The following is a 20,670-nucleotide window of genomic DNA, read 5'->3' on the forward strand; positions in this document are numbered from 1 at the left end:
TCATAGTGTTTTACTGAGAATTTGTTATCAAGACCCTTACAGCTTCCACTTTCAGGTCACGGTTTTCGATAAGCGATTGGCGGGTTGGTTTTATTTCTATATCCGGAAGTACACCCCGCCCATCCTTAACAGCAGTTGAATCAATCACCAATCTGAATTTCGGTAATCGAAAGCGTATACCGGTTTCAGGTAACCGAACATCAGGTATCAGCCAGGCAGAGTTTCCATAAGCAGCGCCACCGGTTTCTTCTCCTATCAGGGTAACATTTTTTTGCCCTTTTACCTTGGTTGCGAACAGCGCTGCCGCAGAAAAGGAATTGGGTCCGGTTAGCACATATACATTGCCGCTATAGTGATTTCTTTTTGAAGGCCTAAATGTTTTCCGCTCGAAATATCCAAAATGATAATGACCATCTGATTTTTTTCGGGTGATAAAATGCATGAGTCCGCCAATTAATCCATTGTAACGAATCATATTTTTAAAGCTGCTTTTTCTTGTTACTGCATAAAGAGAATCTGCAATTTTGAAGGGTTCGCTTACAATCTTTCTGGTCAGGAAAGTGGAGTGTGCCACATTTCCCCCGCCATTGCTCCGAATATCAACAACCAAATGTTGGATGTTCTCTTTTTTTAGCGTACTAAAGGCAGCTGATAAAAAGGATCGCAACTGATAACCATTGTTAAACGTATTAATGGTAAGATAGCCAGTGGAAAGTCCGGTATCTATTTGTAATGAACGCGCGCGGTCCAATGACCTGGCTCTTTGCTCCCTGCGTTTCCAGGGTTTCACAACTTCCGGTACAATCGGCTTTTTGACCGAATCTTTTTTTGGTGGTTCAATTAAACGAAAGGACATTAATTCCTCTTTACCGGTACTATCCAGGTAGCCAAGCTCATAGGTATTGGAATACCCTGCCACCAATCGTAACCAACCCCCGAAGGCGCCACGATTGCTGAGTGTCTGCATCAGGTACTGCACATTATTTCCATCAGATGGTATGTGCCGGGCCAGGCTATCAACTATTTTCTTAATCGGCACCTTATTTAAACTGGTTAGAATGGTACCTCTTTTTACCAGCAGGTTACCTTTCTGCAAATTGTTATTGATGACAATGGTATCATTATCAAGAGCCTTAATCGTAATCGGGAATTGGGGTAACCTGGCGGTGTCTAAAAACCGGAGAAACTTCCTTGAATACCGGGTACTGGTATGACCGCATTTTACTTTCGCGATTACATAACTTAAGACTGATCTGAACTGTGGCTCAGTCATGGAATCTGTCAGCTGCCGATACCCCCAGTCAAAATAATAATCCATGCTGTCTTTCGGAGTGTACCAATACAAACTGGGATGAGATTCCTCCAGAACAGACCTGAATAACTTATAATCCTTTTTTAATTGATCTGGCGCATAGGGTTCTGATGGAGACCATTTTGTACCTGATACAGCACAACTCTGCAGCAGGGCCACAAAACACCCGAAGAACAGAAAATTCCAAAGGAAAAAGTTACGCATGCAAACTGGTACTGATTCCGTTTATTGATCTTTAAACGCATTCCAGCCTTGTGCCGTGATGCGGAATTTATTTCCGCCTTTTGTAAGGATATGCGATCCTTCTGCTGCATCGGTCATATATCCAACCACACTGATCTGTTCATTTAATACCAGTTTATCGTATTCGGATTGCGGGATGGTAAACAGCAGTTCATAATCTTCCCCACCACTTAATGCACAGGCTGTTGGGTCCAGCCCGAATTTAAAGGCGGCCATCCGGCTGTCTTCGTGAATAGGGATTTTTTCTTCATACAATACACAACCCAGTGAACTCTGCTTACAGATATGCAGTATTTCGGAGCTGAGCCCATCACTAATATCCATCATAGCTGTTGGACGAATCTCATTCTCTGCAAGAAACGCGATGATGTCTTTTCTGGCTTCCGGTTTCAGCAAACGTCCAACAATGTATTGTTCATTTTCAAGATCAGGCTGAATCTTTGGATTTTCCAGGTAGATCTGGCGCTCGCGTTCTAATAAGGTCAACCCTAAAAAGGCGCCACCCAAATCACCACTTACACAAACCAGGTCACCTTTCTGAGCGGTTGAACGCTGTACAAACTGATCCGGGTTAACTTCCCCGAGAGCAGTAACACTGATGACGAAACCACTGCGCGATGTTGAAGTATCGCCTCCGATCAGATCCACCTGATAGCGTTCGCAGGCTGCATATACTCCTTCATAAAACTCCTCCAGCGCTTCTACACTGAACCGGTTACTAACAGCAATGCTTAGGGTAATTTGAGTAGGAGTGGCGTTCATCGCATAAATATCACTGAGGTTAACCACTACCGATTTATAACCCAGGTGTTTCAGCGGTGTATACATCAAATCAAAATGCACGCCTTCCAACAACATGTCGGTTGTGATGACAGTTTGTTTTCCAAAATGATCAATGACTGCGGCATCGTCCCCCACACCCAAAATGGAGGAAGCATTTGTAAATTCTATATTTTTCGTCAGGTGATCGATCAGGCCGAATTCACCCAGACTGGAGATTTCTGTTCTTGTTTCCATTTGTGATTAGTTTATGTCGCCATTGACCCAACGTAAAAGATCCTCATGCAGTTTTCCATTGGATGCCACAATAAAGGGCTGGTAGGGAGAGTAATAGGTTCCTGCAAAATCCGTCACTTTTCCGCCCGCTTCTTCCACCATCAAAAAGCCCGCTGCACTGTCCCAGGCATTCAGCTTATGTTCAAAGAAACCATCAAACCGGCCGGCTGCCACCCAGCAGAGATCAATTGCAGCAGAGCCCAATCGCCTAACAGGTACGCCTCTACGTATAAAACGTTCGAAACATTCAAGCGGACCATTTGGCATATCCAGGAAGGTATAGGGGAAACCGGTTACCAGGCAACTGCTTGCCACATCAGTTTTATTTGAAACATGGATGGGCTTGCCATTGAGAGTAGCACCTTTGCCTTTTTCAGCCAGAAAAAACTCATTCAGGATGGGATTATAAACCGCACCCATGGTCATGATTCCATCCACTTCCAGTCCAACACTCACACAACAAATGGGAATTCCATTGGCAAAATTGATGGTACCGTCAATAGGGTCAATAATCCATTTATAAGGCGAGGGACTTGCCATTTCGCCCGACTCTTCACTCAAAATGAAATGATCCGGGTATTGTGTCTGAATCACCGCGATGATGGCTTTTTCAGCTGCGTGGTCTGCTTCCGTTACGAGGTTATTTACGCCTTCCTTGTTGGAAATGGCCAGGTCTTTCTGGTTGAAAAAACGTTCGAGCTCCGCTGCTCCGGCCCGGGTGGCCTTGATAAGGGTTTCCAATAACATCGGACAAAGCTAAGCCACTGAGCCGATAAAAAAATTACCAATAAATTCGTGGGATGCAGGTATCAGTGGTCATCGTCAACTACAATGTTTGTTATTTCCTGGAGCTTTGTCTCCATAGCCTGCAATTGGCGATGGCTAACCTGGAAGCTGAGATCATCGTGGTTGATAATGCTTCAACGGATGAGAGTCGCCAGTACCTTCCACTACGGTTTCCTGCCGTTCAGTTTATCTGGAATGATACCAACCTTGGTTTTTCAAAAGCGAATAACATCGGGGTGGCTGCAGCCAGGGGCAAATATGTTCTGATCCTCAATCCGGATACCCTGGTACCAGGAAACTGCCTGACTGCCGCCCTTGAATTTTTTGCCACCCATCCAGATGCAGGTGCTCTGGGTATGCGCATGTATGATGGCCATTTTCGATTCCTGCCTGAGTCGAAAAGAGGTTTTCCCACATTGGCAACTGCCTTTTTTAAATTAAGCGGACTCATTCACCTGTTTCCAAAGCATAGGCTGATTTCCAGTTATTACCTTGGCCATCTTTCGGCGGACTATATTCAAGAAGTGGAGGTGTTGGCAGGGGCTTTTATGTTTATCCCCAGAGAAATCTATTTACGGGTAGGAGGGTTTGATGAACGCTATTTCATGTATGGGGAGGATATTGACCTGAGTTACTCCATCGCCAGTGCTGGTTATCGAACTTATTATTTACCGGAACCGGGGATTATTCACTTTAAGGGAGAAAGCACCCTTCGAACCGCAGCGAATGCCCGGCATTTTTATGAAGCCATGTTACTCTTCCGGCAAAAATATGGGAACCGGGTATCTTTCCTGAGCCGGGCCCTGGCAGAAGCAGCAATCGCGGCCCGAACCCTGCGAGATAAAGTCAGAAGCAAAAAGTCTATTCGCCCTGAAAAGGAATTTCCATCCCGGGCAGCTTATAGGATCTGCCGGGAACTTTCTGCTTATAACCCGGATCAACCCTGTCTTTTTGTGCTGGGGGATGGTATCCGGCTGGAGGAACTTTTCACAGCATTGAGGCGACAACCTCCCCGCGCACCCATTCGATTTAAGTGGAAAAACAGCGATGTTTGGATAGGAAGTGATGATCCGGATGAAAAGGGGGAAATTATACGGGAATAACTACTTTTGTTCTTCATCCTAATTGCAGACACACCCGAATGGCCCTTATTGAAATTACCTTACCTAAAACGATTGTCAAAGCGCTCCGCCTGCCGGAAAGTTCTCCGCGCAGGCAGCAGCTTAAAGTGCTGAAGAAACTGTTGAAGAAGGCCCGTTTTACGGAATTCGGCCAGCATTACCGGTTTGATGAGATCCTGCTCAGCAAACATCCGGGTAAGAAGTTTCAGCAGATCGTACCGAGTCACGATTATAATTCCATCTATAAAGAATGGTGGCATAAGACGCTGGAAGGAAAGCAGGATATCTGCTGGCCGGGCAAGATCAAATATTATGCGCTTTCATCCGGCACATCTGAATCGGCCAGTAAATATATTCCGATCACAGAAGATCTGCTGGCTGGAAACCGGATCATCATGATCAAACAGTTGTTTTCATTAAGACATTATAATAATATCCCCTTTGGCAATTTGCGCAAAGGCTGGCTTATGCTGGGGGGCAGCACCCAGTTGCAGAAAGCACAGGGATATTATGCTGGTGATTTGAGTGGCATCACCGCCAAAAAAGTTCCCTTCTGGTTCACCCCTTTTTATAAGCCAGGCAAGAAGATCGCCAAGATGACCGACTGGAACGACAAGATTGAAGAGATTGTTGAAAATGCACCGGACTGGGATATCAGTTTTGTGGTGGGAGTACCCGCCTGGATCCAGATGTGCATGGAAAAAATCGTAGAGCGGTATAAGCTGAAAACGATCCATGATATCTGGCCCAACCTCTCCTTTTTTGTACATGGTGGGGTCTCTTTTGAACCCTATAAAAAGGGATTTGAAAAACTGTTGGCAAAGCCCCTCACGTATATCGAAACCTACCTGGCATCAGAAGGGTTTATTGCATACCAGGACCGGCAGTTTGCAAAGGGAATGAAGCTTAGCATCAATGATCATATCTTTTTTGAGTTTGTACCATTTGATGATGACAATTTCGATTCAGAGGGTAATCTCTTGCCTAATCACAAGGCCTATATGATCCATGAGGTGGAAGCGGGAAAGAATTATGCAATCCTGCTTAGCACAGCAGCCGGAGCCTGGCGCTACCTGATTGGAGATACCATCCGGTTTACAGATGTCGATCGTTGTGAAATTGTAATTACCGGCCGGACCAAACACTTCCTCAGCCTGGTTGGAGAGCATTTAAGCGTAGACAACATGAACCGGGCACTAAAAATGGCGGCAGAGGACCTGAATGTTTCCATTCCGGAGTTTACGGTGGCGGGTGTTCCGCACGGAACATTTTTTGCACATCACTGGTATGTGGCATCCGATGATCATGTGGATGCAGAACTGCTGCGGGTCAAGATTGATCAGTATTTAAAGGATCTCAACGACGATTATGCAGTAGAAAGAAAAAGCGCCCTTAAAGAAGTATTGCTGGATGTATTACCGGAAGATCGTTTTCTTGATTTCATGAAATCGAAAGGAAAGGTTGGCGGACAACATAAATTTCCCCGGGTGCTGAAGGGACAAATGTTGCAGGACTGGCAATTATTTGTAAGTGAGACGTCAGACGTCAGACGTGAGAAGTGAGAGGTTAGAACCAGCCGCGTTTGCGGAAAAGCCACAACATATAAATTGGGACGATTAGCATCAGCACTACGGCAATGTAAAAACCATTTTCATGATGCAGGTAGGGGATGCGGTCGAAGTTCATACCGAAAATACCTCCAATTACGGTTGCGGGCGCCAGTAAACAGGTCACAATCGCCATTACTTTCATCACCTCATTCATTTTCAGATTTACATTGTTAATGTAGAGATCCTGCATGTTCACCATCACATCGCGGTAGTTTTCGCAGAGGTCATTGGCCTGCATGATATGATCGTAAACATCTTTGAAATATTTGGTGGTGCGGTCATCCAATAAATCACTTTCACTCCGGATGATACCATTCACCAGGTCCCGAACCGGAGCAATATTCCGCTTCAGAACTATCAGTTCTTTTCTGAGCGAACTGATTCTTGCCAGTGCCCGGTTATTGGTACTTGCAATTACCTGCTCTTCCAGGTCTTCAATCCGTTCTCCCAGTTTTTCCATTACAATGAAGTAATTGTCCACGATCATATCCAGCATAGAATAACAGAGATAGTCTGCCGAGCGCTGGCGGATCTTGGAATTGCTCATGCGGAGTTTATCGCGTAAGGGATTAAATACATCCCGGGATGCATCCTCCTGGAAGCTGATAACAAAATCCTTTCCCAGTACGATGCTGATCTGTTCTTGTTCTACTGTTCCTTTGATTTCATTGAAATAAAGCATGTTTAGCAAACAGAAAAGTACATTGTCCACTTCGTCCATTTTGGGGCGCTGCTGAATGCTGAGAATGTCTTCAATTAATAGCTGATGGATATCAAAATGTTGACAGATTGCTTCGACATCAGATTTCCTGATTCCATCCACATTGATCCAGCTAATTCGATTGCTTTTCAGGAACTGGAAGCAGGGTTCAACACTGTTGAACTCATGCTCTTCCATAGCCTGCGCATTGTAATCGTATACATATGTTCTAACCTCCCGGGCTTCTTCCCGGTGCGGTAGCACAGTAGGATTTATTTTCAGGATCTGTTTGGTTCGGTCTGTTCCAAACAGGTTTTTAATCCCGAGATAACGCAGGTATTTTTTAGTTGGCTTGGTAATGGCGGTTTCAATGGTCTTGCGTATCATGAAACAAGGATTTCAAAATAAAAAAGCGACCCGCCATGCGAGCCGCTTTAAAAATACAATATATCGTGCGTTATCAGTTTACATCTTTGCAGGTGCACTCGTCACAACAACCGGTGCTGTAAGTCATATTGTAATACCAGCGACCCTGGGTTCTGATAGGTCCGTCAGCAAGGCAGTTTCCTCCCCATGCAGTTTCGCCTTTCTTTTTTGCAATTGCGTCTACATGAACATATACATACAAGCCTTTACCACTGCAATCCAGTTTACCAGAGGTTTTGATTGAGGAGAAAGGAATAGTAACGGTGTACCATGTATAGGAAGGATCCACTTTTAACTTATAAGGAAACTGACCAGGGATCGGAGTTCCTTTATTGGTTTGAGGAAGATCCACCAGGTTGTCACCAACCCAGATTTTCACGTTTTCAGAAACATCCTGAAATCCTTCCAAAGAATTGATAACTACATACAGATTGTTGTCGTCATTTCCGATAACTACTTTTCCTGTAATAATGGTTTGTCCGGCCCACAGGCAAAAATCCCGGGTTTTACAGAAGGTAATTGCACTGGCTGTGTTGGATGCGGTTCCAACGACCCCTTCCATAGTTGCAAAAGAATTTGTTCTTTCCGTTCCGTTATCCGGCTCTGCGGATTTCTGACAAGAACTAATAAATAACATAGAAGCCGTTAGGGCAAACAGGGCAATAGCGCCGCGCATGAAAGCAGGAAATAGTCGCATAAAATTACAAGTTTAGAGTGTTTAATAGAATAGCTCTCAAGGCTATTGGAAGGATGGGTATTCAACGGATAGCGACTGTCTCAGGATGCCAAAATCAAAATAGGATTTCCCTACTGGGGTTACTGGGTAAAATAAACCCAGAAACAAAGCAAATACAAATTTTTAATATATCCTAGTATTTGGATAAAGTTTCGAGCAATGTAACAGGATCAAGTAATTTTACGTTTCTGAATTCGCAATGATTGACGCACTGATTAAAGGATTGGCACTGGGGAGCATTCTGGCATTATCCGTCGGACCTGTCATTTTTACCATTATCAAACAAAGTTTGAACAATGGGAGAGAGGGTGGGTTCAGTTTTGTGGCGGGGGTATGGCTCAGTGATATCCTGTTGATCGTTATCAGTAATGCGTTTTCAGAGTGGGTGAAAGCGCTCCTTCAATACAAACAGGCTATTGGCTATATAGGCAGTATATTTCTGATCGGCATGGGGCTTTTTTATCTTTTTCTTAAAAAAGTGCAACTGGCTCAGCAGGCAAATGGCGAGGAGCAACGTTTTCGTAAAAGAGACATGGCCAAGATTTTTACTTCTGGATTTTTGATCAATAGCCTCAATCCAAGTGTGCTGCTTTTCTGGCTGATCAATGCTACTACTTTTGCACTGACGCATTCTTTCCGCGATCGCGTATTAATCTTTACTGTTTGCATGTTATTCAATATGCTGGCAGATGCGTTGAAAGTATTACTGGCAGGAAAACTTCGTAAAAAGCTGACTATCCACAACCTTTCCCTTGTAAATAAAATTTCGGGCGTAATATTGGTGGGATTTGGTGTGGCACTGTTATGGGGCATCGCATTTCACCTGGAGACTGTCTGAACCTAAATTGATTCCATGCGCGGTTTATTTATTTTGTTAGCAGTTTTGGCTGCGTCTACTTCCGGCTTCAGCCAGATGAGCGATTTCATTTCGCTCAAAAGAAGCAATAACCGCCATGTAGCCAGTTACTTCAAAGGAAGCCGGATTGAATTACAGCATGTCAATGGTCAGGTAATTAGTGGCCCTATTGAAGATGTCAGAAATGATTCTGTCTTTGTTCGGCAGTGGCACATTGTTAGTTATATCACACAATTGGGTACTTCCAAAGTAGATACACTTGGTTCTATGGTGTATGGATTTCATTACCAGGAAATCTTTCGGATTTTTCATGATAAAAGACAAAGCTGGGGTTTTGTCAGGAATGGAACCATTTTTATGATTGGCGGAGTTGGTTATATAGTATTGAATGTTTTAAATGGCTGGTATCGAAAAGAACCGATTGGAGATGCAGATAACCTGAAATCCCTGGCTATTGCCGGTGGAGTTGCCGGAGGTGGTTTTTTATTGAATCGCCTGCACCGGTACCGCGAAAAAAATGGCAAAAAGTACAAGATCCAATATATAAAAATGACAAACTGAGCAGCCATCTCATTTTCCCTATATTGCAGCCGCAACAATTTTTGGATCTTTCGTGAAGACAAAAGGATTAATCCCACGCATAGGCCGATTTCTTAAAAAACTACTGCTCATCCTGGTGATCGGGCAATTCCTGTATATCCTCCTGCTGAAATGGATCAATCCCCCCATTACTGTTACACAAGTTTCCAACTGGGTGAGTGGCTACGGACTAAAAAGGGATTATGTAGATTTTGAGGAAATGTCTTACTATGCAAAACTGGCGGTTATTTCTTCCGAAGACCAGTTGTTTGCCGATCATTCTGGTTTTGATTGGAAAAGCATCGAAAAAGCGATGAAGTACAATGAGAAAAAACCCAATCGTGTTCGCGGGGCAAGTACCATTAGTCAACAGGTTGCAAAAAATGTATTTCTATGGCAGGGCCGCTCCTGGATCAGGAAGGGACTGGAAACCTATTTTACCTTTATGATTGAACTGATCTGGGGTAAAAAGCGAATCCTGGAAATGTATCTGAATGTGAGTGAAATGGGTCCCGGCATCTTTGGCATTGAAGCAGCTTCTCAGGCTTATTTTAAAAAACCCGCTTCCAAACTGAATAAATCCGAAGCAGCGAGAATAGCGGCCTGCTTGCCAAGCCCCAAAAAATACAAAGTGCAGCCCGCCAGTAAATATGTAGCAGGCAGAGGCTGGATCATCCAGCGTCAGATGAATAATCTGGCAGGCGATGAAGAAATCAAAGCGATTATCGGCACCAATTCCAGGAATTAATCAGTTGACCTCTATTAGTATAGCCGGACTATTCTGAGAATAAAGATTAGGGAGGGAAGTAGCGATCCCCAACTTCAAGATATACTCACCCGGCTGAAGTGAAATATTTTCACTGCTGGTCAAAAACAGCGTAGTTTCCTGCAGCCGGGAGGGTGTGAGTGATAAACGCTGTACCATAGATTTACCCACAAACAGGTCGGCCACCAATTGATTGAGTTGACCTGAACCGTTCAGCAATTGCTGAAGCGCACTTATGGAGTTTTTATCCACTTCAACAGTGAGTTGCACTGGTTCCCCCTTTTTAAAACTGGCAGGTTTTTCTGACAAGCTTAATCTGATATGGGAAAAGGATTGGAGTTTGTCAATAACAAGCGCTGGTGTGATTCCTCTTGGTGTTGGAATTTCAAATGAGTTCTCAATTGTTCCCAGGTCTTTGTCTACTATCAGTACTTTTCTGTTCTGCCATTCTTTTTCAATGGGCCAGAAATTATAATTGTTCCTGCGGTAATAGGTGGTATTGATTGCGAAACTGGTATCTCCTGAATAGAACCAGTATTTGGAAGGACGCTGATAACTGTTTAGAAATACAATCGGCAGTCCATTTGATTTCTCTTTAATGGCTTTGACCCATTCCTGGTTTCCATGCATTTCATCCTTGAATATGCGGGTAAGACCTTTAATATCGGTCAGCATGTATACCCTTACCAGTACCACTAATACCAGTGAAGGTACAAGGAGTTTGAAGATCCACCTGCGTTGGGACAGGTTTTCGGTTATCCATGCATGTGAAAGTATAATAACAGGAATCAGTGCGGGAACCGTCCAGTTGGCTTCCACCCTGCCTTTCAGTGTACTGATCAAAAAGAAGCCATAAAACCCCCACATGCTCCACTGAAGTGCACGTGCCAGCAGGTCAGTGGTTTTATACCTGTTGGCTGCTCTTAATAATAGGAATCCGATTAATGGTCCAGCCAGCAGAATCTGGCCGGCCACATATTCGAGGGTGAAGGCAAATTGATAGGCCGGTGCATTTCTTTCCTTGAGGTGATAGGATACAGAGGGAAAATCATGCTGGTATTGCCAGTATAAATGCGGAAAGAATAACAGCACACCTGTAATTACGGCTATCCAGGCCCGTGGATTAATTACAAGTTTCCAGTTGCTGAATATGGTAAATAATATAATAAGTATTCCATGGTATTTACTGTAAAGCATGCCAGCCATCACGATTCCAAGGAGCAGTCCCTGTAACCAGTTGTCCTGTTCCAGGAAACGTTTGTATTGCCAGAAAAACAGCGCAGTAAAAAAAGTAAGTGGAATATCCGGTACGGCAAGAATACCTCCAATTTGGAGAACACCCATTGAGGCGGTCAATCCATAAAACAGGAGATCATCTTTTTTGATCAGCAACTGGTGCACCAGCCAGAGGGTGGCGGTATTCATGAGTGCCATCATCAGGCGAACACCCAGTTCATTTGGAAAAATCTGGTAACCCAATTTAATCAAAACTGCGATCATGGGAGGATGATCGAAATAGCCCCAGGCAGGATATTGACTGTAAACCCAATAGTAGGCTTCATCATGCAACAGCTCGGTGCCGTAGGACTGAACCAGGTTGATGATTAACCAGCCGATATAAAACCAGGCAGCCGGCCTACTGCGAATGGAAGAGGTCAATACATTCATGCTGCATGCTTTCAACCACAAAAATAGGGGAGCTTAGCCGGCAAGCAAGTTATCTATTATGCGGATAGCCATATTTGTGCGGTCTTTTCCGAGTCCGAATACTATGGACCAACCGGTAGATTGTCTTTGCAGTATATCATAATAATGCTGGAATAACTTATTCCGGCGTTCCTGATCGGGATATTCACGAAGTTTATCATAGGTCCAGGGCAGGTCAGTTTGCATTAACAGGTAATGATCATATTTCCGCCTTACCACTTCATTCAGGATAAAGGGATCACATCTATCAAAAACAAATTCCGACCAAACCTGCATCACCATCATATCGGTGTCTACAAACAGGAGGGATGGCTGATTACCAGAGGCTTCCTGCAGCGCCTGGCTTGTTTGTTCTTCCAGTTCCAGCTGTCCCTTTGCGATGGTGACAAGATCTTCATAGGTATAGGGACGATTCAGCTCAGCCAGGAATTCTCGAGCATATTCCGGTACCCAGGCAGTTGGGAAATGATTGGCATAATGCTGTGAGAGTTCCTGTGAGAGGGTGCTTTTCCCTGTTGATTCAGGGCCCACGATCACAATTTTCTTCATCATTAGGTCGGCAATTTACTGCTTTGACTTTTACGTTTCCAAGATTGGAGTCCGGAAATGGCCAGCAGGGTAAGAATCACAAACTGAAAGCCTGTGAATACATATCCCTTTGAATAGTAGAGAGGCACGGATGCAATATCTGTAATGATCCACCAGTACCAGCTCTCTACTTTTTTCCTCGCCATCAGCCACATACCAGTGTAGGCACTGGCACTGGCGAAGGCATCCGCCCATGGAATAGCTTCCGGGGCGAATTCTTTTTTCAACCAGGTCAGACTGACGAAAAGAACCGCATAAAAAAACAGAAAAAACAGGATCTGGTTCAGCCAGTCGCGCCGATTGGACCGGGTTATGCTGAGTTCCGGCCGGTGATCAGGTGTTTTTTTTGCCCACAACCACCAGCCATATATACTCATGATGGTATAGTATAAGTTAACGCTTGCTTCACCATATAAGTGTCCTTTGACACTCAGGTAGATAAATATGGTGGTGCTGATCAGTCCAACCGGGTAAAGTAGAATATTTTCATTCCGGCTATATAAAACACTGGCAATACCTGTAATTACCGCAATGAATTCAAGTGCGGATGTTTGCATCAGGCCAGTCAGGAATTGCTCCCAGATTGTTTCCATCCCCTAAAAATGCGTCAGAATTTTTAGATTGCCGGAAATTGTTTGCATGAAAATAGCTGTTTTAGGGGCTGGTATGGTAGGCAGAACGATCGCTATGGACCTTTCAGATCGCCATGAAGTTTATTCATTTGACAGGGATGAGGCAGCCCTGCAATTGTTACATCGCAAGGCACCTGCTGTAAATACGCAGGTTGCGGATCTTACTAACTATTCATCCTATCCTTCCTTGCTGGAAGAGGTGGATCTGGTAGTTACTGCTGTACCCGGGTTTATGGGTTTTCGGGTACTCGAAGCCGTTATAAACTCTGGAAAGTCAGTAGTTGATATTTCCTTTTTCCCGGAAGATGCGCTTCAGCTAGATGCCCTTGCCAAATCAAAGGGAGTTACTGTAGTTACGGATTGCGGGGTTGCCCCGGGCATGGGAAACCTGATCCTTGGCCGGTATAATGAAGAAATGAAGGTGAACCGGTTTGAATGTTATGTAGGCGGACTGCCGCAAATCCGCAAAAAACCGTTTGAATACAAGGCACCGTTTTCTCCGGTGGATGTGATTGAAGAGTATACGCGTCCGGCCCGCCAGATGGAAAATGGCCGCATAGTAACCAAGCCGGCGCTTTCGGACAGAAGCCTGATGGATTTTGAGGGTATAGGAACCCTGGAAGCTTTTAATACGGATGGATTGCGTTCTCTTCTCTATACCATGGCACATATCCCGGATCTGAAGGAGCAGACACTTCGTTATCCCGGACATATCGATTTAATACAGGCTTTACAGCTGGCAGGGTTTTTTAGTGAGGAAAAGATGGAGATTGCAGGGCAGCTTATATGTCCACTTGATTTTAGCTCAGCGCTCTTGTTCCGGCAATGGAAACTAGGGGAAGAAGAGGCAGAGTTTACTGTAATGCGGGTAATTGTAGAAGGAGAAAAGGAAAAGCGTCCGATGCGGGTGGAATACAACCTGCTTGATCAGTATGATCCCGTAACGAAAACATCCTCCATGTCGCGCACAACAGGTTATACCTGCACGGCTGTTGTGGAACTGGTGGCAACGGGGCAATTCACCGAAAAGGGAGTGTTCCCACCTGAGTGGGTTGGTCGCCACCCTGATTGTTTTGAATTTATTCTACGATACCTAACCAATAGGGGTGTAAATTGGAAAGCCATTATCAACCATTAAAACAAGTACTATGATTCGCAAAGCAACTGCCGTTTGGAACGGCTCCGGAAAAGAAGGAAAAGGACATCTCACTACCCAGAGTGGCGTATTGAGTGAAACGCAATATTCATTTGGATCCCGCTTTGAAAGCGGTATTGGTACGAACCCGGAAGAACTGGTAGCCGCAGCACATTCAGGCTGTTTTACCATGAAACTGAGTTTTGTACTGGGTGAAGCCGGCTTTACCCCTACCTCCCTTGAAACAAACTGTGCCATTACTTTTGAGAACGGTGCTGTTACCAAATCGCACCTGACAGTAAAAGGGGTGGTTCCGGGAATCAGTGCAGAACAATTTCAAGCCTGTGTTAAAGATGCGGAGCAAAATTGCCCCATCAGCAAGTTGTTGAATACTTCTATTAGTTCTGAAGCAACACTTGGATAGTTGTCCAGGTTAGCAAAGCGGCTATCAACCATCCCACAACTTGTAAGCTCCCGGGGTGTTGGTAGCTGCTTTTTTTATTTCCAACAGCTACTAATAAGATAACCAGTGAAACAGGAAGGATGATGCCATTTATCAGTCCTGCCGCCAATAATAACTGCACCGGCTTTCCCCAGAACAAAAAGAATATGGCAGAACTAATAATAAATAGTTGTATTCCTTTTTCAGGCTGTTTGTCCAGCCAGGGCAAATAGGTCCTTGCAAAGGAGATCGAAGTATATGCGGAACCGAGTACAGATGTTACTGCTGCACACCACATAACGATACCGAATAACCGAAATCCGGTTTCTGCTGCTGCCTGTCTGAATACCTCTGCGGATGGATTTCCTGATGCAGGCAGTAATCCCCTGCTTGCAACACCCAATGCGGCAAGAAACAAGAGATAACGCATTATCGAGGCTGTCAAAATTCCGGTAATGGCTGATCTCCTCACCGTCTTCAGCGTAATCTCTTCTGTTTTTGAGGCTTCCAGTATTCGGTGCGCCCCGGCAAAACAGATATATCCTCCAACAGTTCCTCCCACGATGGTAAGCAAAGCTTTGTAATCAAACCTGCTGGGCAGTACGGTTTGTATGGCAAGTTCTCCAAGTGGCGGTGAAGACGATACAGCAACATATCCGGTTAAAATGATCATACATATGCCCATCCATTTAACAGCCTGATCCATAAATGGCAGTGCACGCTGCCTGCTCATCATCAGCAGCAGGATGAATCCTACGCTGATGGCTGCACCTATTCGGTTAGGGATCCCTGTTATAGTTTCTAATCCCAGTCCCGCTCCGGCAATATTCCCGATATTAAAAGCAAATCCGCCCGTTACGATCAGCAGTGCCAGCACTTTCCCTAATCCAGGTAATAAGGAATCCGCCACCTGGTTGGCAGTTTGCCGGCGGGCAAAGATGATCTGCCATACATTGAGCTGAACACCTATGTCGAGCAGAATGGATACCAGGATGATGCAACTGAAGGAAGCAAGTAACTCCTGTGTGAATACGGTGGTTTGAGTAAGAAAACCCGGACCGATGGCTGAAGTTGCCATCAGGAAAGCTGCTGCCCAAAAGCCGGATGAAGTTTTATTCTTCATGCAGGATTGGACAGTTGCAGAAATTCATGAATGCTTTTCGCCAGTTCAACCGCGGTCGAACCATCGCCATGGATGCAAAGTGTAGCTGCTTTCAGGGGAATCCAGTTGTCTTCAATTGTTCGTACCCGTTGATTTAGGAGAATCTCTTTCACCTGTTGAAGCACTTCTTCCTTATTTTGAAGTACTGCGTTTGGTAACTGCCTCGATGCTAATTCTCCGGATGCAGTATAACGACGATCAGCAAACGCTTCTTCTTTCACTGTCAGACCGGCTTCCTTTCCCAGTTTTGCCAGTACACTATTGCTGAGGGCGTACAATTGAAGGGTAGGATTGAAACTTTTTATAGCAGTAATAATGGCTGCTGCTACTATTGGATCTTTTGCTGCCTGATTGTAGAGCGCTCCATGAGGTTTGACATGTTTCATGGGGTAATTGTGAAACCTGCAAAGTGCATCAATGGCGCCCAGTTGATAGAGTATCAATGTAACTAGTTCGGCTGCAGGCAGCTGTTGTTCTGTTCTTCCAAAGTTTGCCCGATCATTCCAGGATGGGTGGGCTCCAACCTGAACCCCCAGTTTTTTAGCCAATGCAATGGTGTTTGAAATTTCAACCGGGGATCCGGCATGCAGTCCGCAGGATATATTCGCAGCATGTATAAAGGGAAGTATGGATGCATCTGTTCCTGTGCCTTCCCCAAGATCGCAGTTGAGTTCCATCCGGTAGCTGTTTAGGAGAAATAAAGATAATAGTCGCGTTTGAGCTGGAGTAATTGCTTTTCTCTTTCGAATAACAGGGTTTCTGCATCCGAAAGCGCAATTTTTTTGAAATTAATGGTGCTTCCCGGAGGCTTTTGGGCTGCGAGGTGAATATCTACAGCTGCAACCTGACCAATCCTTGGGTACCCGCCGGTGGTTTGAGCATCTGCCATCAGTAATAATATTTGTCCATCCGGACTAACCTGCATTGTTCCGGGCAGCACAGGCTGGGATAACAGCTCTCCGGATCCTTCACGTTCCAGTTGGGGTCCCTGAAGCCTAAAACCCATGCGGTTGGATGCGAGCCCCAACTGGAAACCAGTTTGCTCCAGTAAAAGCCTGGATTCTTCAGTGAACCAGGTATACTCTGGTCCAGGAAAAAATCGAATCTCCTGCTGAGCATAATTTGGGGTGATTGCCGGACTAAGGCGAACCTGGCCACTTAGCTTTGATAGATAATGCATAATATGTTGGCCATCTTGCTCCGGGAAATGGGAAACAGGAAGATGATCACCAGGTTGAAGCACCTTACCATTCAGACCGCCAATCTTTGATGGCAAATGAGTAGACCGGCTATCAAATTGCGGTTTTGTACGGATGCCACCATGGATAGACAGATAAGCAAATCCAACCTCGCGGGGAAAGAGCTGGAGAAATTCACCCTCTTTAACAAGGAAGGGTTGCCAGTAGGCAACAGGTCGTCCACTCACAAATCCTTCATAGCCTTTACCAGTAAGTGCTACCAGGCTGGTTCGACCAAAACTGGCGGAAAAAGCACCATTACTTACTTCCAGGCAGGCAGCCGAGTCTTCATTTCCGACTAACAGGTTGCCTATACGCGATGCGAGAGAATCCATGCATCCACTGGTGGGTATACCCTGGTTTCGGTGACCAAATCGACCCTGGTCCTGAATGGTGGAGATACCGGTTTTAAGGATTCTCATGCTGGTTCAGGTATTGAAAGGTATTGGAATCAATAGGCGTAAATCGTACGCTGTCACCTGGTTTGAACAGGCAACTATTCTGATCGGAGGGGTTAAAAACGGAAAGGGGAGTCCGGCCAATGATTTGCCATCCGCCCGGAGAAGTATTTGGATAAATCCCTGTCTGTTGCCCGGCGATGCCCACTGAACCTGCTGGCACCTGCAGAGCAGGAGTGGCTTTTCGCGGCATGGCAAGTGAATCGGGGAGCAGGCCCATGTAGGCAAATCCCGGATTAAAGCCAATCATGAATACATACCAATCCTGGGAGCAATGAGCTTCGATGATGGATTCCGGATGGGTCTGGTGGTAACTTGCAACGGCTTGAAGATCTGGTGCCATAGAGCCTTCATAGCAAACAGGAATAAGGTGGTGGGTCGCATCCGGAAGGGCTATTCTGTTATCTCCTGAATTTAGAGTAAGCCTCTTTTGAATTTCTTCATGAACAAAGGCCAGCGGGGAGCGCTGGCCTTCTAAAAAAAGTCGAGCCGGGTTAAAAAAAACCGTTAGGCTGTTGTATGTTATAGAACTGTCCAGGAATCCGCAGAATTGGTCCTGGTGGAAAACCTGCTGCAGTTGAAGTAGTTGCTGGTGGGCTGGTATAGAAATCTCCCTGCCATGTTCAATGGTAATGGCTGATTCAGCAATCGGGTAAATATGGAAGGAGTCTTCCTTTGCCAAAATGCCTGTTTTATTCTGCTTCTGCCACTACCTCTTTTACTTCGGGAATCATTCGTTTCATCATGCCCTCAATACCTGCCTTCAGGGTGATCATGCTGCTGGGACAACCACTGCAGGATCCCTGCATCATCAGGTTCACCACACCATCCTGGTAGCTTTTGAACTGGATAGCACCACCATCCATTTCAACTGCTGGTTTCACATAGTTTTCAAGCAATTCTTTGATACGCTTCACTACATCATCGTCATCCGCACTTACTTCATTACTTCCCTGGGGCTTCAATGCCGCAATCTCTTCCTCATTCACAACCACCTTGCCTTCTTCCAGGTAGTCTTTCAGGAATTGGCGGATGGAAGGAATAACATCACTCCATTCAGTTTCCGGAGTTTTGGTAAGTGTTACAAAATTGCTGGCGATAAAAACGCTTTTTATAAATGGAAAGCCGAAAAGTTCCATAGCCAGCGGAGAAGCTTTGGCGCTCTCCATATCTGGCAGATCAATGCTGCGGCCTGGATACAGAAGTCTATTGGCTACAAACTTCATAGTCTCCGGGTTCGGAGTCATTTCTGTATAAATGCTGATAACAGGATTTCCAGTCTTGATCATAATTCAACACGTTTAACTGCAAAAATAACAAATGCCAGCCGGGTATGTTTGTGAATTTAGGAAAACTTATGAAGGAAGGCTGACTTAATGAGTACAATCGCTGGTATGGCAATGATTGGCCCTGCGACAAAGCTGATAATTTCGGAAATGGGCATAAACGATAGCGATCACTGCCGGAACCAGGAACCAGAGTTGCCATTCATGCCATAGTTGTTTGGCCAGGAGCAACAGAATTCCGATTCCGAAGAGGATATAGGGACTTGCTTTATGATGGTGTCTTTTGTATCCATGCCAGAGTGCATTTGCTCCGATAATAAAAGCGATGAGGATCATTAAATACTCAAAGGCTTCATTATCAATGATATTAGTTCCAAAAATGGGAAGACTTGTGAGAATTAAAGGCAATACTGCACAGTGAATGGCACAGGCTATGGAGGTTGCTATACCCAGGGCGTCCCAGTTAATCTTAAATGACATCGGACGGCAAAAGTAAACAGATGCAACTTTGTTGCAAAATAATTTTTACTTTCACCGGACGGGTGGCATCGGTCGGGAGGCATCCGCCGAAGGCGCATGACACCGGTCGGGTGGTGGAAGAATCGTAAATTTGCGGGTATGAATAAGAAGTCATTATTTTTCCTGGCGTTTTTTGCCGTGCTCTTTGTAGGGTTTGTGTTTGCCATGAGCAAGCTGCTGCCAGGATTCGGGGAGGTTAAAATGCCGGTACTGAGTTATGTTCAACCTTTCCGGTTCAATGATCAGTATGGAAATTCCTTCAACCAGGAGAAGGTACAGGGTAAGGTTTATGTAGCGGAATACTTTTTCACAACCTGTCCGGGTATTTGTCCGAAGATGAATAACAACATGAAAAAAGTATTCGAGACATATAAGAACAATCCTGATTTCATGATCTTATCGCATTCGGTGGATCCTGCAACTGATACAGTAGCAAGGATGCGGGTGTATGCAGATTCTATGGGTGTCAACAATGCCAACTGGTTTTTCCTAACCGGTCCGAAAGACAGTTTATACCTGGCAGCACGGGTAAGTTATTTACTGGATGATCCTAAAAACAATAATGAATACATCGAGGACCAGTTCATCCATACCCAGTTTTTTGCATTGGTTGACCGTGCCGGCCGGGTTCGTCGAATATATGATGGCCTGAAAAAGGAGGAAGTAGATCAGATGATTGAAGACATACCTGTTTTATTGAAGGAGCCTCAAACCGACGCCTCCCGTTTGCCAAAGACAACTTTCTAATAACGTACACTATGCAGGAAGCCGTACAGGATATTTTGAAAAAAAATCAGTTGAGCATCACCGGTAGTCGGGTTAAGATTCTCGAATTATTCCTGGAACAGCAGGGAGCTCTTGCTCACGGAGATATCGAACGCAGAACTGGTGAGAAGTTTGATCGTGTTACTGTTTATCGGACGCTTCAGGTATTTCTGAACAAAGGTATCATACATTCTATTCCTACATCAGATAATAGTGTGTTGTATGCATTGTGCAAAGATGATTGTGGAGAAGGTCATCACCACGATAATCATGTTCACTTTGTATGCGATGCGTGTGGAACTACTATGTGCCTGGATGATGTAACGGTACCGGCTATACGTTTACCAAAAGGTTTTAAGTTTAACCAGATTCAGGTCGTTGTAAATGGAAGATGCAAAGACTGCAATTAGAATTAGTTCAAAAATAAAGCCCCGATGTAGACACACCGGGACTTTTGGTTAAGGCTCTGATTAGTAGCTATTTTAAGAATCTGTTCGGATTCGTAGTATCTTTCTAAGTGTTTTCTTGTACAAATATATTGTTATAA

At 44.8% G+C, this 20,670-nt stretch carries 23 protein-coding genes; 9 read left to right on the forward strand and 14 right to left on the reverse strand.

Going from position 1 to position 20,670, the window contains the following annotated elements:
• Nucleotides 1–10 precede the first annotated feature (10 nt).
• From MD536_RS11300 to MD536_RS11310, 3 genes are read right to left on the reverse strand one after another with little or no spacing between them, the layout of a single operon-like run.
• The gene (locus MD536_RS11300; RefSeq protein WP_239599162.1) at nt 11–1,516 is read right to left on the reverse strand and encodes a S41 family peptidase; all 1,506 of its coding nucleotides are present in this window, start codon (nt 1,514–1,516) and stop codon (nt 11–13) included.
• Nucleotides 1,517–1,537: 21 nt separating this feature from the next.
• Complete coding sequence (gene thiL / locus MD536_RS11305) at nt 1,538–2,572, reverse strand: thiamine-phosphate kinase (protein ID WP_239599164.1); 1,035 nt, start codon at nt 2,570–2,572, stop codon at nt 1,538–1,540.
• Nucleotides 2,573–2,578: 6 nt separating this feature from the next.
• Nucleotides 2,579–3,358 (reverse strand): inositol monophosphatase family protein, encoded by a 780-nt coding sequence (locus MD536_RS11310; protein ID WP_239599166.1) that lies wholly within the window; start codon nt 3,356–3,358, stop codon nt 2,579–2,581.
• Between the two features lie 53 nt (nt 3,359–3,411).
• On the opposite strand from MD536_RS11310, the gene MD536_RS11315 reads away from it, so the two are divergent.
• Together MD536_RS11315 and MD536_RS11320 are read left to right on the forward strand one after the other, a co-directional pair.
• A complete protein-coding gene (locus MD536_RS11315) occupies nt 3,412–4,500 on the forward strand; it encodes a glycosyltransferase family 2 protein (protein ID WP_239599168.1) in 1,089 nt (362 codons plus the stop codon).
• Between the two features lie 38 nt (nt 4,501–4,538).
• The gene (locus tag MD536_RS11320) at nt 4,539–6,080 is read left to right on the forward strand and encodes a GH3 family acyl-acid amido synthetase (protein ID WP_239599170.1); all 1,542 of its coding nucleotides are present in this window, start codon (nt 4,539–4,541) and stop codon (nt 6,078–6,080) included.
• Between the two features lie 4 nt (nt 6,081–6,084).
• Here MD536_RS11320 and corA read toward each other — a convergent pair whose 3' ends face one another.
• Both corA and MD536_RS11330 read right to left on the reverse strand, forming a co-directional pair.
• The gene (gene corA, locus MD536_RS11325) at nt 6,085–7,215 is read right to left on the reverse strand and encodes a magnesium/cobalt transporter CorA (RefSeq protein ID WP_239599172.1); all 1,131 of its coding nucleotides are present in this window, start codon (nt 7,213–7,215) and stop codon (nt 6,085–6,087) included.
• A gap of 73 nt (nt 7,216–7,288) precedes the next feature.
• Nucleotides 7,289–7,951: a hypothetical protein gene (locus MD536_RS11330; protein ID WP_239599175.1), complete on the reverse strand. Its 663-nt coding sequence runs from the start codon at nt 7,949–7,951 to the stop codon at nt 7,289–7,291.
• A 238-nt stretch (nt 7,952–8,189) separates the two neighbouring features.
• Here MD536_RS11330 and MD536_RS11335 point away from each other — a divergent pair, with 238 nt between their 5' ends.
• From MD536_RS11335 to mtgA, 3 genes are read left to right on the forward strand one after another with little or no spacing between them, the layout of a single operon-like run.
• Nucleotides 8,190–8,828, forward strand: coding sequence for a LysE family translocator (locus MD536_RS11335; protein ID WP_239599177.1), 639 nt, complete (start codon nt 8,190–8,192; stop codon nt 8,826–8,828).
• A 15-nt stretch (nt 8,829–8,843) separates the two neighbouring features.
• Nucleotides 8,844–9,407, forward strand: a complete 564-nt coding sequence (locus MD536_RS11340) for a hypothetical protein (RefSeq protein ID WP_239599179.1) — start codon at nt 8,844–8,846, stop codon at nt 9,405–9,407.
• 52 nt (nt 9,408–9,459) lie between these two features.
• Entirely contained in the window at nt 9,460–10,173 is a 714-nt protein-coding gene (gene mtgA / locus MD536_RS11345) for a monofunctional biosynthetic peptidoglycan transglycosylase (RefSeq protein WP_239599181.1), read from the forward strand.
• Here the strand turns inward: mtgA and MD536_RS11350 are convergent, their stop codons facing one another.
• Genes MD536_RS11350 through pnuC form a run of 3 tightly spaced genes read right to left on the reverse strand, consistent with a single transcriptional unit; the run spans nt 10,174 to nt 13,079 of the window.
• Entirely contained in the window at nt 10,174–11,859 is a 1,686-nt protein-coding gene (locus MD536_RS11350) for an ArnT family glycosyltransferase (protein WP_239599182.1), read from the reverse strand. It lies immediately after the preceding gene.
• 33 nt (nt 11,860–11,892) lie between these two features.
• Nucleotides 11,893–12,450 carry an AAA family ATPase gene (locus MD536_RS11355; protein ID WP_239599189.1) on the reverse strand — a complete coding sequence of 186 codons (558 nt, stop codon included), beginning with the start codon at nt 12,448–12,450 and terminating at the stop codon, nt 11,893–11,895.
• The gene (gene pnuC / locus MD536_RS11360; protein ID WP_239599191.1) at nt 12,450–13,079 is read right to left on the reverse strand and encodes a nicotinamide riboside transporter PnuC; all 630 of its coding nucleotides are present in this window, start codon (nt 13,077–13,079) and stop codon (nt 12,450–12,452) included. Before pnuC ends, MD536_RS11355 begins: the two co-directional genes overlap by 1 nt.
• Before the next feature lie 46 nt (nt 13,080–13,125).
• On the opposite strand from pnuC, the gene MD536_RS11365 reads away from it, so the two are divergent.
• Entirely contained in the window at nt 13,126–14,256 is a 1,131-nt protein-coding gene (locus MD536_RS11365) for a saccharopine dehydrogenase family protein (protein ID WP_239599193.1), read from the forward strand.
• Nucleotides 14,257–14,266: 10 nt separating this feature from the next.
• Complete coding sequence (locus MD536_RS11370; RefSeq protein WP_239599194.1) at nt 14,267–14,677, forward strand: OsmC family protein; 411 nt, start codon at nt 14,267–14,269, stop codon at nt 14,675–14,677.
• Here MD536_RS11370 and MD536_RS11375 read toward each other — a convergent pair.
• From MD536_RS11375 to MD536_RS11400, 6 genes are all read right to left on the reverse strand, one after another.
• Entirely contained in the window at nt 14,652–15,818 is a 1,167-nt protein-coding gene (locus MD536_RS11375) for an NRAMP family divalent metal transporter (protein ID WP_239599196.1), read from the reverse strand. The genes MD536_RS11370 and MD536_RS11375 overlap by 26 nt on opposite strands.
• Nucleotides 15,815–16,534, reverse strand: a complete 720-nt coding sequence (locus MD536_RS11380; protein ID WP_239599198.1) for a 5-oxoprolinase subunit PxpA — start codon at nt 16,532–16,534, stop codon at nt 15,815–15,817. The genes MD536_RS11375 and MD536_RS11380 overlap by 4 nt, the downstream gene beginning before the upstream one ends.
• A gap of 11 nt (nt 16,535–16,545) precedes the next feature.
• Entirely contained in the window at nt 16,546–17,517 is a 972-nt protein-coding gene (locus MD536_RS11385; RefSeq protein ID WP_239599212.1) for a 5-oxoprolinase subunit C family protein, read from the reverse strand.
• The gene (pxpB, locus tag MD536_RS11390; RefSeq protein ID WP_239599219.1) at nt 17,504–18,235 is read right to left on the reverse strand and encodes a 5-oxoprolinase subunit PxpB; all 732 of its coding nucleotides are present in this window, start codon (nt 18,233–18,235) and stop codon (nt 17,504–17,506) included. Before pxpB ends, MD536_RS11385 begins: the two co-directional genes overlap by 14 nt.
• 10 nt (nt 18,236–18,245) lie before the next feature.
• Nucleotides 18,246–18,842: a NifU family protein gene (locus tag MD536_RS11395; RefSeq protein WP_239599221.1), complete on the reverse strand. Its 597-nt coding sequence runs from the start codon at nt 18,840–18,842 to the stop codon at nt 18,246–18,248.
• 84 nt (nt 18,843–18,926) lie between these two features.
• Entirely contained in the window at nt 18,927–19,319 is a 393-nt protein-coding gene (locus MD536_RS11400) for a MerC domain-containing protein (RefSeq protein ID WP_239599223.1), read from the reverse strand.
• Nucleotides 19,320–19,457: 138 nt separating this feature from the next.
• On the opposite strand from MD536_RS11400, the gene MD536_RS11405 reads away from it, so the two are divergent.
• Together MD536_RS11405 and MD536_RS11410 are read left to right on the forward strand one after the other, a co-directional pair.
• Nucleotides 19,458–20,105, forward strand: a complete 648-nt coding sequence (locus MD536_RS11405) for an SCO family protein (RefSeq protein ID WP_239599225.1) — start codon at nt 19,458–19,460, stop codon at nt 20,103–20,105.
• An 11-nt stretch (nt 20,106–20,116) separates the two neighbouring features.
• Entirely contained in the window at nt 20,117–20,533 is a 417-nt protein-coding gene (locus MD536_RS11410) for a Fur family transcriptional regulator (protein WP_239599237.1), read from the forward strand.
• Nucleotides 20,534–20,670: the final 137 nt, after the last annotated feature.

This window comes from Flavihumibacter cheonanensis (genome assembly GCF_022352215.1).
GTDB classification, from domain to species: domain Bacteria; phylum Bacteroidota; class Bacteroidia; order Chitinophagales; family Chitinophagaceae; genus Flavihumibacter; species Flavihumibacter cheonanensis.

Excerpts from the sequence above, each read along its gene's own strand:
- MD536_RS11300 (WP_239599162.1), bottom strand. The coding sequence starts at position 1,516 with ATGCGTAACTTTTTCCTTTGGAATTTTCTGTTCTTCGGGTGTTTTGTG.
- thiL (WP_239599164.1), bottom strand. The coding sequence starts at position 2,572 with ATGGAAACAAGAACAGAAATCTCCAGTCTGGGTGAATTCGGCCTGATC.
- MD536_RS11310 (WP_239599166.1), bottom strand. The coding sequence starts at position 3,358 with ATGTTATTGGAAACCCTTATCAAGGCCACCCGGGCCGGAGCAGCGGAG.
- MD536_RS11315 (WP_239599168.1), top strand. The coding sequence starts at position 3,412 with ATGCAGGTATCAGTGGTCATCGTCAACTACAATGTTTGTTATTTCCTG.
- MD536_RS11320 (WP_239599170.1), top strand. The coding sequence starts at position 4,539 with ATGGCCCTTATTGAAATTACCTTACCTAAAACGATTGTCAAAGCGCTC.
- corA (WP_239599172.1), bottom strand. The coding sequence starts at position 7,215 with ATGATACGCAAGACCATTGAAACCGCCATTACCAAGCCAACTAAAAAA.
- MD536_RS11330 (WP_239599175.1), bottom strand. The coding sequence starts at position 7,951 with ATGCGACTATTTCCTGCTTTCATGCGCGGCGCTATTGCCCTGTTTGCC.
- MD536_RS11335 (WP_239599177.1), top strand. The coding sequence starts at position 8,190 with ATGATTGACGCACTGATTAAAGGATTGGCACTGGGGAGCATTCTGGCA.
- MD536_RS11340 (WP_239599179.1), top strand. The coding sequence starts at position 8,844 with ATGCGCGGTTTATTTATTTTGTTAGCAGTTTTGGCTGCGTCTACTTCC.
- MD536_RS11350 (WP_239599182.1), bottom strand. The coding sequence starts at position 11,859 with ATGAATGTATTGACCTCTTCCATTCGCAGTAGGCCGGCTGCCTGGTTT.
- MD536_RS11355 (WP_239599189.1), bottom strand. The coding sequence starts at position 12,450 with ATGATGAAGAAAATTGTGATCGTGGGCCCTGAATCAACAGGGAAAAGC.
- pnuC (WP_239599191.1), bottom strand. The coding sequence starts at position 13,079 with ATGGAAACAATCTGGGAGCAATTCCTGACTGGCCTGATGCAAACATCC.
- MD536_RS11365 (WP_239599193.1), top strand. The coding sequence starts at position 13,126 with ATGAAAATAGCTGTTTTAGGGGCTGGTATGGTAGGCAGAACGATCGCT.
- MD536_RS11370 (WP_239599194.1), top strand. The coding sequence starts at position 14,267 with ATGATTCGCAAAGCAACTGCCGTTTGGAACGGCTCCGGAAAAGAAGGA.
- MD536_RS11375 (WP_239599196.1), bottom strand. The coding sequence starts at position 15,818 with ATGAAGAATAAAACTTCATCCGGCTTTTGGGCAGCAGCTTTCCTGATG.
- MD536_RS11380 (WP_239599198.1), bottom strand. The coding sequence starts at position 16,534 with ATGGAACTCAACTGCGATCTTGGGGAAGGCACAGGAACAGATGCATCC.
- MD536_RS11385 (WP_239599212.1), bottom strand. The coding sequence starts at position 17,517 with ATGAGAATCCTTAAAACCGGTATCTCCACCATTCAGGACCAGGGTCGA.
- MD536_RS11395 (WP_239599221.1), bottom strand. The coding sequence starts at position 18,842 with ATGATCAAGACTGGAAATCCTGTTATCAGCATTTATACAGAAATGACT.
- MD536_RS11400 (WP_239599223.1), bottom strand. The coding sequence starts at position 19,319 with ATGTCATTTAAGATTAACTGGGACGCCCTGGGTATAGCAACCTCCATA.
- MD536_RS11405 (WP_239599225.1), top strand. The coding sequence starts at position 19,458 with ATGAATAAGAAGTCATTATTTTTCCTGGCGTTTTTTGCCGTGCTCTTT.
- MD536_RS11410 (WP_239599237.1), top strand. The coding sequence starts at position 20,117 with ATGCAGGAAGCCGTACAGGATATTTTGAAAAAAAATCAGTTGAGCATC.